Origin of the sequence: Janthinobacterium sp. NFX145 (genome assembly GCF_049810325.1) — a bacterium.
GTDB lineage: Bacteria > Pseudomonadota > Gammaproteobacteria > Burkholderiales > Burkholderiaceae_D > Janthinobacterium > Janthinobacterium rivuli.
The window spans coordinates 6,358,847-6,371,710 of the sequence record NZ_CP187360.1 but is presented as its reverse complement, the minus strand read 5'-3'; the positions used below and the strand labels follow the sequence as shown (position 1 = coordinate 6,371,710).

General features: G+C 63.7%; 13 protein-coding genes. 4 read left to right on the top strand and 9 right to left on the bottom strand.

What is annotated here, in order from left to right:
* Positions 1-57 precede the first annotated feature (57 nt).
* Positions 58-2,214, top strand: coding sequence for a TonB-dependent receptor (locus ACPJXG_RS28635; RefSeq protein ID WP_425253007.1), 2,157 nt, complete (start codon positions 58-60; stop codon positions 2,212-2,214).
* Between the two features lie 61 nt (positions 2,215-2,275).
* Here the strand turns inward: ACPJXG_RS28635 and ung are convergent, their stop codons facing one another.
* From ung to ACPJXG_RS28605, 6 genes are all read right to left on the bottom strand, one after another.
* Positions 2,276-2,944, bottom strand: coding sequence for a uracil-DNA glycosylase (ung, locus tag ACPJXG_RS28630; RefSeq protein ID WP_425253006.1), 669 nt, complete (start codon positions 2,942-2,944; stop codon positions 2,276-2,278).
* Positions 2,945-3,034: 90 nt separating this feature from the next.
* Positions 3,035-3,340 carry a Txe/YoeB family addiction module toxin gene (locus tag ACPJXG_RS28625; protein WP_099377619.1) on the bottom strand — a complete coding sequence of 102 codons (306 nt, stop codon included), beginning with the start codon at positions 3,338-3,340 and terminating at the stop codon, positions 3,035-3,037.
* Positions 3,321-3,590, bottom strand: coding sequence for a type II toxin-antitoxin system Phd/YefM family antitoxin (locus ACPJXG_RS28620; protein WP_425253005.1), 270 nt, complete (start codon positions 3,588-3,590; stop codon positions 3,321-3,323). Before ACPJXG_RS28620 ends, ACPJXG_RS28625 begins: the two co-directional genes overlap by 20 nt.
* Positions 3,591-3,712: 122 nt before the next feature.
* The gene (gene lipA, locus ACPJXG_RS28615) at positions 3,713-4,729 is read right to left on the bottom strand and encodes a lipoyl synthase (protein WP_035823261.1); all 1,017 of its coding nucleotides are present in this window, start codon (positions 4,727-4,729) and stop codon (positions 3,713-3,715) included.
* A 37-nt stretch (positions 4,730-4,766) separates the two neighbouring features.
* The gene (gene lipB / locus ACPJXG_RS28610) at positions 4,767-5,471 is read right to left on the bottom strand and encodes a lipoyl(octanoyl) transferase LipB (protein WP_076564619.1); all 705 of its coding nucleotides are present in this window, start codon (positions 5,469-5,471) and stop codon (positions 4,767-4,769) included.
* Between the two features lie 75 nt (positions 5,472-5,546).
* Positions 5,547-7,019, bottom strand: coding sequence for a PLP-dependent aminotransferase family protein (locus ACPJXG_RS28605; RefSeq protein ID WP_425253004.1), 1,473 nt, complete (start codon positions 7,017-7,019; stop codon positions 5,547-5,549).
* 115 nt (positions 7,020-7,134) lie between these two features.
* On the opposite strand from ACPJXG_RS28605, the gene ACPJXG_RS28600 reads away from it, so the two are divergent.
* Complete coding sequence (locus ACPJXG_RS28600) at positions 7,135-8,340, top strand: multidrug effflux MFS transporter (protein WP_425253003.1); 1,206 nt, start codon at positions 7,135-7,137, stop codon at positions 8,338-8,340.
* Here ACPJXG_RS28600 and ACPJXG_RS28595 read toward each other — a convergent pair.
* From ACPJXG_RS28595 to ACPJXG_RS28585, 3 genes are all read right to left on the bottom strand, one after another.
* The gene (locus tag ACPJXG_RS28595; RefSeq protein ID WP_099403898.1) at positions 8,333-8,629 is read right to left on the bottom strand and encodes a DUF493 family protein; all 297 of its coding nucleotides are present in this window, start codon (positions 8,627-8,629) and stop codon (positions 8,333-8,335) included. The genes ACPJXG_RS28600 and ACPJXG_RS28595 overlap by 8 nt on opposite strands.
* Before the next feature lie 317 nt (positions 8,630-8,946).
* Complete coding sequence (locus tag ACPJXG_RS28590; RefSeq protein WP_425253002.1) at positions 8,947-10,437, bottom strand: DUF6600 domain-containing protein; 1,491 nt, start codon at positions 10,435-10,437, stop codon at positions 8,947-8,949.
* A gap of 107 nt (positions 10,438-10,544) precedes the next feature.
* Positions 10,545-11,186 (bottom strand): LysE family transporter, encoded by a 642-nt coding sequence (locus tag ACPJXG_RS28585; RefSeq protein ID WP_425253001.1) that lies wholly within the window; start codon positions 11,184-11,186, stop codon positions 10,545-10,547.
* Positions 11,187-11,379: 193 nt separating this feature from the next.
* Here ACPJXG_RS28585 and ACPJXG_RS28580 point away from each other — a divergent pair, with 193 nt between their 5' ends.
* A complete protein-coding gene (locus tag ACPJXG_RS28580; RefSeq protein WP_035823275.1) occupies positions 11,380-12,327 on the top strand; it encodes a DUF808 domain-containing protein in 948 nt (315 codons plus the stop codon).
* 85 nt (positions 12,328-12,412) lie between these two features.
* Positions 12,413-12,844 (top strand): inner membrane protein YiaA, encoded by a 432-nt coding sequence (gene yiaA, locus ACPJXG_RS28575; RefSeq protein WP_176387799.1) that lies wholly within the window; start codon positions 12,413-12,415, stop codon positions 12,842-12,844.
* Positions 12,845-12,864: the final 20 nt, after the last annotated feature.

Genomic DNA, 12,864 nt, shown 5'->3' with positions numbered 1-12,864 from the left:
CTAGTCGCGCGCTCATGCGCGCCGGGCCGCCTGGCGTTGACTATTTTGAGGTTTATCATGCAACACACACCACGCCTGAGCGCGCTGTCGCTCGCCCTTGCCAGCCTGTTTACCGTTTCCGCCCATGCCGCCGAGCCTGCCGAGGCCAATACCGATGCTGCCCCGCAAGACATGCAAAAGGTCGAAATCACCTCTGCCCACCTGAAAAGCGCGCGCATCGAGCTATCGCCGAAAGTCGGCACCACCATCTACAGCATCGACAGCCATATGGTCGACATGCTGGGCCAGGGCGACAACACGCCATTCAATGAAGTGCTGCTGCGCCTGCCGGGCGTGTCGCAGGATTCGAAAGGTTCGGGCTCCCTGCACGTGCGTGACGACCATGCCAACGTGCAATACCGCATCAATGGCGTGCAGCTGCCGGAAAGCATCACCGGCTTCGGCCAGTCGATCGACACGCGCTTGATCGACAAAACGGATTTCATGACGGGCGCCTTGCCGGCCCAGTTCGGCCTGCGCACGGCGGGCATTGTCGATATTGAAACGAAGGAGGGCGGCATGACGCCTGGCGGGCGCATCGGCATCATGGTCGGCAGCCACGATCACGTGGAGCCGAGTGCCGAATTTTTTGGCAGTGTGGGCAAGTTCAATTACTACCTGTCCGGCAGCTACCTCGGTAACTCCCTGGGCGTGGAAAACCCGCAAGACACGCGCAGCTCCCTGCACGACAAGACGCGCCAGAACAAATCGTTCGGCAGCCTGTCGTATTTCCTCGATGACAATACGCGCCTGGGCGCCATGTTCGGCACGTATAACGGCCGCTTCCAGATCCCGAACAACCCGAACCAGGCGCCCGCCTTCTCGTTTGATGGCCACAGCGATGTGCAGGCGGGCACAGCCACGTTACCGTCGTCGCAACTCAATGAAAACCAGCGCGAAGTGAACCGCTTCCTCGTGCTGTCGCTGCAAAAAAGCCTGGGCGACGTCAATTATCAGGTGTCGGCCTTCCACCAGTATTCGGAACTGCACTTCACGCCCGATGCCATTGGCGACCTGATCTACAACGGCGTGGCTTCGGACTCGCGCCGCGCGAACAGCGCCTCCGGTGCCCAGTTCGACATCAGCTACAAATTGCACCAGGACCACACCGTGCGCGCCGGCCTGGCCTACACGCGCCAGAAAACGACGAGCGACAACACGGTGGCCGTCTTCCCGGCAATCGACGGCGCGCAGACGTCCACCACACCCATCACGGTGCTGGACAACAGCGGCAAGACGGGCACCCTGGCCAGTTTCTACCTGCAGGATGAATGGCATATCAGCAAGCCTTTGACCCTGAACTATGGCGCCCGTTTCGACAAGGTGTCGGCCTACACGAGCGAACAGCAATGGAGTCCGCGCGTCAACCTGGCGTATCAGCTGGCGCCGGGCACGGCCCTGCACGCCGGCTATTCGCGCTACTTCACGCCGCCGCCGCAGGAACTGGCGGCGCAAGGCAGCATCGACCTGTACGCGAACACGACGAACGCGCCGGAAATCGGCCAGTCCGACAACGTCAAGGCCGAGCGCACGCATTACTACGACGTGGGCATCAGCCACCAGGTGAATGCGAAACTGACCGTGACGGCCGATGTGTACTATAAAAAGATCAACAACCTGCTGGACGAAGGCCAGTTCGGCCAGGCGCTGATCTTGACGCCATTCAACTATGCGGATGGCTACGCCAAGGGCCTGGAATTGTCCGCCATCTATAGCGAGAAAAACTGGGGCCTGTTCCTCAACGCCAGCACGCAAAAGGCGCAGGGCCGCAACATCAACTCGGGCCAGGCCCTGTTTGGCGCCGATGAGTTGAACTACATCAGCCAACACTATGTCTACCTCGATCATGACCAGAAATACACCTTGTCGGGTGGTGGCCATTATCACTTTGGCGATTCACAAGTGAGCGCTGACTTCCTGTATGGCAGCGGCCTGCGCATGACGCCGGACGGCGGCGCACCGAATTCCGGCCATTTACCGAGTTACTTCACCGTCAACACGGCGCTCACGCACACGTGGAAAAACACGCCGGTCGGCAAGGTCGAGGGACGCCTGGCCCTGATCAACCTGTTCGACAAGTCGTATCTGCTGCGCGACGGTTCCGGCGTGGGCGTGGGGGCACCGCAGTACGGCGCCCGCCGCAGCATCTATGCGGGCTTGTCGACCAGTTTTTAACCGTTACGCGCGAAGACAGCGGCAGGGAGCAACGCCTGCCGCTGTCGGTTGCCGTCAGGAATCAGCCATCACCCCAGGCGATGGGTGACTGGCCATGCGCCTGCAAATACGCATTCGCCTGACTGAACGGCTTGCTGCCAAAGAAACCTTTGCTGGCCGACAACGGTGAAGGGTGCGGTGCCGCCAGCACCAGGTGCTTGCCGGGATCGATCAGGGTGCGCTTCGCTTGCGCATAGCCGCCCCACAGGATGAACACCAGGTGCTCGCGCTCGGCGGACAGGTGGCCGATGGCGCTGTCCGTCAATTTTTCCCACCCCTTGCCCGCGTGCGAGCCGGCCGCCCCGGCGCGTACCGTCAACACGCTGTTGAGCAGGAACACGCCTTGTTCGGCCCAGTCGGACAAATCCGTGCGCGTGCGCACCACGCCCACGTCGCTATGCAATTCCTTGAAAATATTTTGCAGGCTAGGCTGCGGCGGCGTGCCTTCGGGGATGGAAAAACACAGGCCCATGGCCGCGCCGGGCGTGTGATACGGGTCTTGCCCCAGGATCACCACCTTGACTTGCTCGAACGGCGTCAGATCGAATGCCCGGAAGATGGTTTTACCCGGCGGAAAACACGGCCCCGCTGCATACTCTTGCTTCACGAAGGCGGCCAGGCGTTCCCAGTAGGGCTGGGCAAACTCGCCCTCCAGCCGCGCCTTCCACGATGCGTCGATGCGTACGTCCATGGCTCCCCCGTCAATCATGTTTTTAAAACATCATCGATCAGTATAGCCGCGTCACGTCCGGTACCGCGTTACGGTACGGCTAGGCAAAATTTATTTATCGTCGTAGTGATAACGGCACGCGGCCACATAGATGCAGCCCGCGTCGGGCAGGTACACAAGCCGGTGCTGGCGGTCGATGCGGCGCGACCAGAAACCCGTCAGATCGCCTTTCAGCGGTTCCGGCTTGCCCGTGCCCTTGAAGGGGTCGGCCAGGCATTCATCGAGCAAGTCATTGATTTTTTGCAGGATTTTCAGATCGCTCTCTTGCCAGAACAGATAATCTTCCCAGGCATGATCGGTCCAGGCCAGCACGGCGCTGCGCGCCTGCTGCTTGTTCTCAGTCTTCCTGTTTTTCATGCTGCGCCAATTCCCTGGGCGTCGCCTTGCCTGCCTTGATCTGCGCCACGGACGCCATCAGGCGGCTGGCATTCTTGGCCGTGCCCAGCAAATACAGGGTTTCCTCGATACTGTTGTAGTCCGACAAGGACAGCATCACCACGTGTTCGCCATTCACGCGCGTGATCACCGTGGGCGTGTGGTCGTTGCAGACGTCGTCCATCACGCTTTTCAGGCCCGCGCGCGCCTCGCTGAAAGTCAGGATATTCATGCCGTGCCACCGCTCCCTTGAAAGTACATGCCAATAATTGTACAGGATGTTGTACATCACCTCAATCAGGCAAAAAAAACCGCCCGGCTAAAGCGGACGGTTTTTGGATACAACTCAAGTGCTTAGAAATTCAGCGCCGATTCCACGCCGGCGCTGTGCGCCTGTTCATCCGCGTGGTACGAGCTGCGCACCATGGCGCCCACGGCGGCGTGGGTGAAGCCCATCTTGTACGCTTCTTCCTCGAACATTTTAAACACGTCCGGGTGCACGTAGCGGCGCACGGGCAAGTGGCTGTTCGATGGCGCCAGGTATTGGCCGATGGTCAGCATGTCGATGTCGTGCTCGCGCATGTCGCGCATGACTTGCAGGATTTCCTCGTCCGTCTCGCCCAGGCCGACCATGATGCCGGACTTGGTTTTCACGTCCGGGTACATGGCCTTGAAGTCTTTCAGCAGCTTCAGCGAGTGCATGTAGTCGGAGCCGGGGCGCGCTTCCTTGTACAGGCGCGGTGCCGTTTCCAGGTTGTGGTTCATGACGTCAGGCAAGCCATCCTTGAACAACAGCAACGCTTTTTCCAGGCGGCCACGGAAGTCGGGCACCAGCACTTCGATGCGGGTGTTCGGCGACAGGGCGCGCGTTTGCTGGATGCACTCGACGAAGTGGCCGGCGCCGCCGTCGCGCAAGTCATCGCGGTCGACGGAGGTGATGACGACGTAGTTCAAACGCAGCTTGGCGATGGTTTTCGACAAGTTGGCCGGCTCTTCCTTGTCCAGCGGATCAGGACGGCCGTGACCGACGTCGCAGAACGGGCAGCGGCGCGTGCACTTGTCGCCCATGATCATGAAGGTGGCCGTGCCCTTGCCGAAACATTCGCCGATGTTCGGGCAGCTGGCTTCCTCGCAGACGGTGACGAGCTTGTTTTCGCGCAGGATGTCCTTGATTTCATAGAAACGGGTCGAGGCCGAGGCTGCCTTGACGCGGATCCAGTCCGGCTTTTTCAGGCGCTCGACTTGCTCGATCGGAATGATCTTGATCGGGATGCGCGAGGTCTTGCTGGCGCCTTTTTGCTTTTCGCTCGGGTTGTACGCTGGAGCGGCAGTAGCGGCGGGGGCGGTGCTGGAAATGGTCTCAGAAGTCATGGCTGCAAGCCCTTGACGGGCATGTTGGTTTGTTTGCTCAGGCATCCGCTGCCTGAGGCGCGCCTGCGGCGCTGTTTACTTCGCTTACATCGAGTAATACGGTCAATTCCTGGGCTAGGGCCCGCTGCACCTCGGCCAGCGGCGCCACCACGCCCATGCTGCGCATGTCCACCGTCTTCAGGCCGGAATAACCGCAAGGGTTAATCCAGGAAAACGGCGCCAGGTCCATCGCCACGTTGAGCGATACGCCATGGTAGGTGCAGCCGTTGCCGCGCACTTTCAAGCCCAGCGCGGCGATCTTCGCACCCTTGCTTGGTCCGCCGGCAATATAGATGCCAGGCGCGCCATCGATGCGCTCGCCAGCGAGATTATACGCCGCCAGCACGTTGATGATGGCTTGCTCGATTTTATGCACGAACTGGCGCGCGTACAGCTTGCCGCCCGGCTTGTTGCGGCGCAAGTCCATCAGCAGGTAAATCACCACCTGGCCAGGACCGTGGAAGGTGACTTCGCCGCCCCGGTCCGTCTGCACCACGGGCACGTTTTCCGCGCCGGCCAGCAAATGGCCGCGGTCGGCCGCCAGGCCCAACGTAAATACGGGCGGATGCTCGACGATCCACAGTTCGTCGCGCGTGTCCGTCGTGCGCGCGTCGGTAAAGGCGCGCATGGCGGCAAAGGTCGGCTCGTAATCGACGCGGCCCAGCTCGCGGATCAGCGCCGTTTCGGTGCGGGTGGTGGTCATGACAGATTCTGTAATCAGCTGCCGGCGCCCTGCGGACGCTGCGGCGAAGCCGTGATTATAAGCCAGGCGGCCGTTTCATTCCGGGGCGGACTCAGGCAATAACAGCAATCTGCCCAATTTTTGTGCAGCATGGCGTATCTGGGGCCCATTCAGGGCCGTGTAGCCAAGCAGCACGGCCGGCGCCAGCTTTGCGCTGTGGCAAAAATCACCGAGCGGCTGCAGCGCCAGCCCGTCTTGCGCGGCGCGCGCGCAAAACGCCCGCTCGTCGCTGTCCGGCGGCAGCCATAGCACGCAATGAAAGCCCGCCTGCTGGCCGGATATGGTGTAGCGGCCGGGCGCGGTCTGCTCGAGGCAGGCCAGCAGCAGGTCGCGCCGCTCCTTGTAGGCCAGGCGCGCCTGACGCAAATGGCGCACGAAGGCGCCATCCTCCATCCAGGCGGCCAGCGCCAGCTGCTCCGTCACGCCGACGGACCTGCCCGTCAACTGCAGCATGCGCAGCAACTGCGGACGCAAGGCGGGCGGCAGCACCATGAAACCCACGCGCAGGCCGGCAAACAGGGTTTTATTAAAACTGCCACAGTAAATCACGCGCTGGTACTGGTCCAGCGCCTTCAGGGCCGCCAGCGGCGCGCTCTGGTAATTGAATTCGCTGTCGTAATCGTCTTCCACCACCCAGGCGCCGCTGTCATTCGCCCACTCCAATAACGCCAGGCGGCGCGTGACGGACATGGTCACACCCAGCGGCGACTGGTGCGCCGGCGTCACATACGCGAGGCGGGCATCCGCGTGCGCGGCCAGGGCGGCGCAATCGATGCCCTCGGCATCGACGGCAATGTCGACCGGCACGGCGCCAGCGAGGGCGAACAGGGCGCGCGCGGCCGGATAGCCCGGTTCTTCCAAGCAGACTTTATCGCCATCGCGCACGATGCTGCGCGCCAGCAAGTCGATCGCGTGGCGGATGCCGGTCGTGACGACGATGTCTTGCGGGTCGCAGCGGATGCCGCGGTACTTGGCGAGGAAATCGGCGATCTGCTGGCGCAGCTGGGGCAAGCCGGCCGGATCGGCGCTGCACAGCTGCTCCGGCGTGGCGTCGGCCAGCGCCCGCGTGGCGCACTTGGACCAGGCGGCCATGGGGAACAGGCTGGCATCGGCGCGCCGTGCAACAAACGGCAAGCCGTCGCGCACGCCCGTATCGGACACGGGAACGGGCTCGGAAAATGGCCCGGCCGGGGTGGCATCTGCCAGTCCTGCCATCAAAAAGCGTTCCGGCACGACGGCGCACACGCGCGTGCCGGAACCGGGCACGCGCGTCACGTAGGCTTCCGCGTGCAGGCGGTCGAACACGGTTTCGATGGTGCCACGCGACAACTCCCACCGTTCCGCCAGGGTGCGGCTGGACGGCAAACGGCTGCCCGCCGGCAGCATCTTCGTCAGGATGGCCGAGCGCAGCGCTTCATACGCGCCATCCTGCTTGTTGACGCCCACCTTGTCGAGCCAACTGGTGGGACGAGGCAAGTCCAGGGCGTGCGGTGATTTTCCTCGCGGCATGATGATCGTCCAAGTGGTCCAATGAGTTTTCTGATGACTGGCACTTCGCATTACACCACAAACATCCTACTCTCACCGTTCTGGTGCGTCCGTCATCTCTTGCATACCGAAAAACATGAATCAACGAACAACACTTCCCCTGTGGGCCTGGGGCGCCATCGTGCTGCTGCTGGTTTGCCTGTCGCGCATCAGCATCGACATCTATTTACCGTCGCTGCCGGCCATGGCCGATGCCCTGCATGCCAGCGATGCCCAGCTACAACTGACGCTGAGCCTGTTCATGGCCGGCTCGGCCGCCTCGATGCTCGCTTGCGGGCCGCTGGCCGACCGCTACGGACGCCGCCCCGTGCTGCTGGCCGGCACGGCCATTTATGTACTCGCCAGCATCGTCTGCACGGTGACCACCGATGTGCACGTGCTGATCGCCGCGCGCGTGCTGCAGGCATTCGGCGGCTGCAGCGGCACCATCATCGGCCGGGTCATGGTGCGCGACCGTTTCGATCCCGCCACGCAGGCGCGCATGCTGGGGAAAATCTCGATGGTGATGGGTTTGTCGCCGATCCTGGCGCCGCTGGCCGGCAGCGTGCTCGACGCGGCGTTCGGCTGGCGCGCCGTGTTTGGCGTGCTGTGCCTGCTGGGCGCGCTGTCGCTGGGGCTGATCGCCGCGTATGTACCGGAAACCAAGCCCGCCAGCGTCGTGCCACAAAGAAACACCCTGGCGCTGTACCGCCGCCTGCTGGGCGACCGCTATTTCCTGCGCTATGCGCTGGCCATCGGCTGCGTGTATTGCACGTACTTCCCGTTCATCGCGGAATCGTCCGTGCTGTTGCAAAGGGGCATGCACCTGTCGCCGCACTCGTATGCGCTGGTGTTCGCGCTGACGGTCAGCGGCTATATCGCAGGGTCGAGCCTGTTTCGCGCGCTGGGACCGCGTCTGGGCGCCGATTACATGCTGGGCGTGGCGGTGCTGCTCAATGTGGCGGGCGCGGCCAGCCTGTTGCTGGCGGGGACGTTGGCGCCACAGCACGTGGCGTCGCTGGTGGCGCCCATGCTGCTGGTGATGGTGTCGGTGGGTATGGCGATTCCAGCCTGCCAGCTGGCCGTGCTGCAGCCGTATGGCGACCAGGCGGGCAGCGCCTCGGGCCTGTTCTTCTTCGTGCAGATGCTCATCACGGCTGTTTGCGGCGCCGTCATTGCCGCCATCACGGACGGCAGCGAAAAGCCGCTGCTGTGGGTGACGGCGGCGGCGAGTAGCGCCTTTGCCGCCGTCTGGCTGCTCACGAAGAGCCGGGCCAGCGTGGCGGCAGCCAGCCTTACATGACGATCTTGACCATCGGGTGGCCCGACAGCGCCATGTACAGGGCGTCGAGCTGCTCGCGGCTGATGGCGCGCACGGTGACGGTCAAGCCCGTGTAATTGCCCTTGCCCGAAGGACGCTCTTCCATGCGGCCTGCGTGGAAGGTCGGATCATGGCTGATCACCAGCTCCAGCATGGTCGGCGCGAAGTCGACATGCGTCGGGCCCATGATCTTGATGGGGAAGTCGCTCGGGTATTCGATCAGCGACTCGCTGGGAGGAATGATGTGTTCGCTGGGAGGGGTGGTTTGCATGGGAATTCCAATCAGTGCCGGTCAGTGCCAAAGGCGTATTGTAGCCAACTTTGGCAGCGCCTGCGCCCCTTGCCATGGCGCCAGGGGCGCGGAAAAAAAAAGCCAGCTTTGTAAGCTGGCGAAAACTATTTCGTTTGGACAAAATAGCCGGAAAATCGGTGCTGTCAGCCATGAAGGCCTTGCGCTGTCTTGCAATGACGTCACTGTAGACAAAACACCGCGGCTTGACCGCTGAAATGTGACGAACTGTCGGTTTGGCGGCTTGAACGTCGATAATCCATGACCGGACGGACAGACGGCCAGCGCCAGCGGCCCGTTCAGCGTTCCATTTCCTGCATCCGGCCAGCGCGACCGGGCGCGCCGCGTTCAATGTGGCGCTCACGCGGCGGATTGGCGCGCTCGGCGCGGGGCCGCTGCTCGCCACGCCAGGCGGGGTGCGCCACCGGGTCTTGCACAGGTGGCAAGGCCGGCATCAGGGGCTGTTGCGGCCGCGGTGGCTGTGCCGGCACGGGCGGGCGGTTCGGCTGCATGGGCGGCGGCGCCATCTGCGTCTGGCCATCGTCCGTCTGCAGGCGACCGGGGCGGTTGGCCCTGTCGCGGCGAAATCCATCTTGCTGGCGCTGCGCCTCAGGGGGACGCTGCCAGTTGCCGGCCGGCGCAGGCGGCGTGCTCAAGGGCATGCTTTGCAGCACGGGCGCCGGCATGATGGTGCGGTTGCGGTGTTCGCGTTCACCGGCCACGGGACGGCGCCCCTCGGCCCCGCGGTTGATGCGGCGTTCATAGTCCGCGCTGGCGCGGTAGCCGGGCACGTAACGCTCGTGCGGCGACAGGGGAAACCAGCCCACGTCGGGACGCTGGCCGCGATTCATCGCGTGATTTCCGCCAACCCAGCCCACCAAGGCCGGCGCCCAGGGCACGCGGCCGCGCTCGCGGCCAGGCGCCCAGCCCCAGCGCTGGCCCAGCCGCACCCAGCGGCCGTAGTGCGAGGGCGCATAGCCCCACGGTGCATTGTCGACCCAGGTCCAGCCCCACGGCGCGATCCACGTCCAGCGCCCGTCGCTGTACGGCGCCCAGCCAGCCGGCACCGCGCTGGGCAGCCACAGGGGGCCGTATTGCGCGTCTTCCTGCCAGGCGCCATAGCGGTCCAGCTCTTCATAGCCGGTCGTATCGTCCGTAACATAGCGCAAGGCCGGCGCGGCGGCGGGCAAGGCTTCGGGCCAGTTGTCGAAGGCGATCCGCTGCACGGCGCCCGTGCGCAATTCCTCGTCCGTCAGTTCGGCGCGCTGGCCGGCACGCAAGGTCACGCTGCCCGTCGCCCCATCCACGTCGGCCGCCCCGTCGAGCACGCTGACGACGCTGGCGCCGCTCTGGCGCCCCGCCTCGATGCGCACCCAGCCCGGCTGGCTCAGGATCACACGGGCCTGGGCCGTGGTCAGCTCGAAGCCGCGCAGCGCGTCGGGATTGCGCACGCGCACGCTGACCGCGCCATAACTGAGGTGCAATTTGAAACTGTCGTCATCGAGCTCGCTCACTTCCAGCTCCGAATCGCCATCGAGACGCACGGCGGCCGCGCCCACGCGAAACTCCGCCAGCGCGCCGCGCATGGTACTCAAGCGGTTATCCGTCGTGACGGGCCAGTTCAGCAGGGCGTTTTGCGCCTCGCCATCGCCGGCGCGCACCAGCACCTGCCCTTCGACGGTGGAAATACGGCCCACGCGGGCGGGCGGGTCTTGCGCCAGGGCAAGCGTACATGCCGACGACAACAGCACGGCGCAGATGGTTTTCAGCAGGGGCAGGGTCGGACGCATGGCGCGCTCCAGGCAGGACGCAGATGAAAGGAAGACAACATGCCGATTACAGTCCTATCGGGCAAGTACCGCAAGCGGGCTTACAAATGTTTGCATGTTGATCTGGCTCACGCCGCCGCCTGGCCGCCGCGCTTGACGAAGAACAGGGCGGCGCCGACGGCCATCAGCAAGCCGCCAAAGAAGCGGTTCTGCTTTTTCACGGCGCTGGCGTCGCGGAAAAAACGCTGCATCGACGAGGCCAAAAAGGCGTAGCTGTGCATGACGATCTGATCGATCGTGCACATGGTGACGGCCAGGATCAGCAATTGCGGCAGCAGCGGCGCAGCAGGGCTGATGAATTGCGGCAACACCGCCACCATGAAGATGATGCCTTTCGGATTCGTCACATTGGTCAGAAACCCCGTCAGCACGCGCCGGCGCCAGGACGGCACCACGGCGTCGGCATGCAGATCGCCCGTCACCGCCACCTTGGCGCGCCACTGCGACAGGCCCAGGTAGATCAAATACAGCGCGCCCACCGTCTTGACGATATTGAAGGCCACTTCCGAGGCCAGCAGCAAGGAACCCACGCCGGCGCCCGCGATGCCCAGCACCACCAGCAACCCCAGCTGCAGGCCGAGAATCGTGGCGCTGGCCTTTTTCACCCCGTACGACAGGCCGTGCGACATCGACAGCACGGCGCCCGAGCCGGGCGAGACGGCGATGATGGAGGCGGCGATGACAAAGGTGATCCAGGTGGCGAAGTGCATGCGGTTTCCAAAAAAAGGGGGACGATGAGCAATTTTAACCCGCTCAGTGCGGCCCTGCCGGCCCGCCCTGGGGTAAGATCGCAAGGATGCCTTACCCACGTCACCCCTTGCCGTACAACCAAGAATAACATCATGAAAAACAACACTTTCCTCGCTCCAATATTCCCTGCCACCACCGTGGGAGCGCGCTGAGATGGCCGGCTCCAGCCTGCTGGCCCTGCTCGACGACATCGCCAGCATCCTCGATGACGTTTCCCTGATGACCAAGGTGGCCGCCAAGAAGACGGCCGGCGTACTCGGCGACGACCTGGCCCTGAACGCGCAGCAAGTGGCCGGCGTGCGCGCCGAGCGCGAACTGCCCGTCGTGTGGGCCGTCGCCGTCGGTTCGCTGAAGAACAAGGCCATCCTCGTGCCCGCCGCGCTGGCCATCAGCGCGTTTGCGCCATGGGCCATCACGCCGCTCTTGATGGTGGGCGGCGCCTACCTGTGCTTCGAAGGTTTTGAGAAGATCGCGCATAAATACCTGCACCCGGACGACAGCCACAAGGCCGAGCTGGCGCAGGCGCTGCGCGACCCGCAAGTCGACCTCGTCGCGCTGGAAAAGGACAAGATCAAGGGCGCTATCCGCACCGACTTCATTTTATCGGCGGAAATCATCGTCATCGCGCTGGGTACGGTGGCCGCGGCCACCTTCGCCGAGCAGGTGGCCGTCGTCGTCGGCATCGCCCTCATCATGACGGTGGGCGTGTACGGCCTGGTGGCCGGCATCGTCAAGCTCGACGACGCGGGCTTTTATCTGGCGGCGCGCAAGGGCGCGGGCGCGCTGATGGATGGCGTGCGCGGCTTTGGCCGCATGCTCGTGTCGGCGGCGCCGAAACTGATGAAATTTCTCTCCGTTGTGGGCACCCTGGCCATGTTCATGGTCGGTGGCGGCATTCTGACGCATGGCTGGCCGTGGGCCAGCGGCATGCTGCACCATGCGGAAGAAGCGGTGGCCGGCGTGGCTGGCATCGGCCCCGTGCTGGCCGCCATCACGCCCAGCCTGATCAACGCGGTGGCCGGCCTCATCGCCGGTGGCCTGGTGCTGGCCGGCGTCACGGCCGTGTCAGCTTTATTGCGCCAGATCAAATCGAGCAAATAAACTTTCTGGTCTGATGGGGCGGCAGGCGCATCCGTGCCTGCCGCCCCGGCCATGCCGGCGGCGCCTGCCTGCCCATGGAGACCCTATGCATTCTTCCCCCGCCCCACGCCCCAGCAGCGCCTTTATCGGCGCCTCCTGGGCGGCACTGCTGATCGGCGTCATCACCTATCTGTCAGGCCTGTGGAACGCCAGCATGCCGCTCAACGAGAAGGGTTATTACTTCACGATCCTCATGTATGGCCTGTTCGCCGCCATCTCGCTGCAAAAATCCGTGCGCGACCGTGCCGAGGGCATCGCCGTGACAGGGATTTACTTTGGCCTGTGCTGGATTTCCGTGCTGCTGGCCTTGCTGCTGCTGACGGTCGGCCTGTGGAACGCCACCCTGCAAAACAGCGAGAAGGGTTTCTATGCCATGGCATTCCTGCTCAGTCTGTTTGCCGCCGTGGCCGTGCAAAAGAATGTGCGCGACGTGGCGCGCGCCTCGGCCGCCACGCCCGCCGAAATACCGGGAACTTAAATAGCAGCAGCGCATCTATC

Coding starts and splice junctions, on each gene's coding strand:
- ACPJXG_RS28605 (WP_425253004.1), bottom strand. CDS start 7,019: ATGCCGCGAGGAAAATCACCGCACGCCCTGGACTTGCCTCGTCCCACC.
- ung (WP_425253006.1), bottom strand. CDS start 2,944: ATGGACGTACGCATCGACGCATCGTGGAAGGCGCGGCTGGAGGGCGAG.
- ACPJXG_RS28625 (WP_099377619.1), bottom strand. CDS start 3,340: ATGAAAAACAGGAAGACTGAGAACAAGCAGCAGGCGCGCAGCGCCGTG.
- ACPJXG_RS28635 (WP_425253007.1), top strand. CDS start 58: ATGCAACACACACCACGCCTGAGCGCGCTGTCGCTCGCCCTTGCCAGC.
- ACPJXG_RS28580 (WP_035823275.1), top strand. CDS start 11,380: ATGGCCGGCTCCAGCCTGCTGGCCCTGCTCGACGACATCGCCAGCATC.
- ACPJXG_RS28590 (WP_425253002.1), bottom strand. CDS start 10,437: ATGCGTCCGACCCTGCCCCTGCTGAAAACCATCTGCGCCGTGCTGTTG.
- ACPJXG_RS28600 (WP_425253003.1), top strand. CDS start 7,135: ATGAATCAACGAACAACACTTCCCCTGTGGGCCTGGGGCGCCATCGTG.
- yiaA (WP_176387799.1), top strand. CDS start 12,413: ATGCATTCTTCCCCCGCCCCACGCCCCAGCAGCGCCTTTATCGGCGCC.
- ACPJXG_RS28595 (WP_099403898.1), bottom strand. CDS start 8,629: ATGCAAACCACCCCTCCCAGCGAACACATCATTCCTCCCAGCGAGTCG.
- ACPJXG_RS28620 (WP_425253005.1), bottom strand. CDS start 3,590: ATGAATATCCTGACTTTCAGCGAGGCGCGCGCGGGCCTGAAAAGCGTG.
- ACPJXG_RS28585 (WP_425253001.1), bottom strand. CDS start 11,186: ATGCACTTCGCCACCTGGATCACCTTTGTCATCGCCGCCTCCATCATC.
- lipA (WP_035823261.1), bottom strand. CDS start 4,729: ATGACTTCTGAGACCATTTCCAGCACCGCCCCCGCCGCTACTGCCGCT.
- lipB (WP_076564619.1), bottom strand. CDS start 5,471: ATGACCACCACCCGCACCGAAACGGCGCTGATCCGCGAGCTGGGCCGC.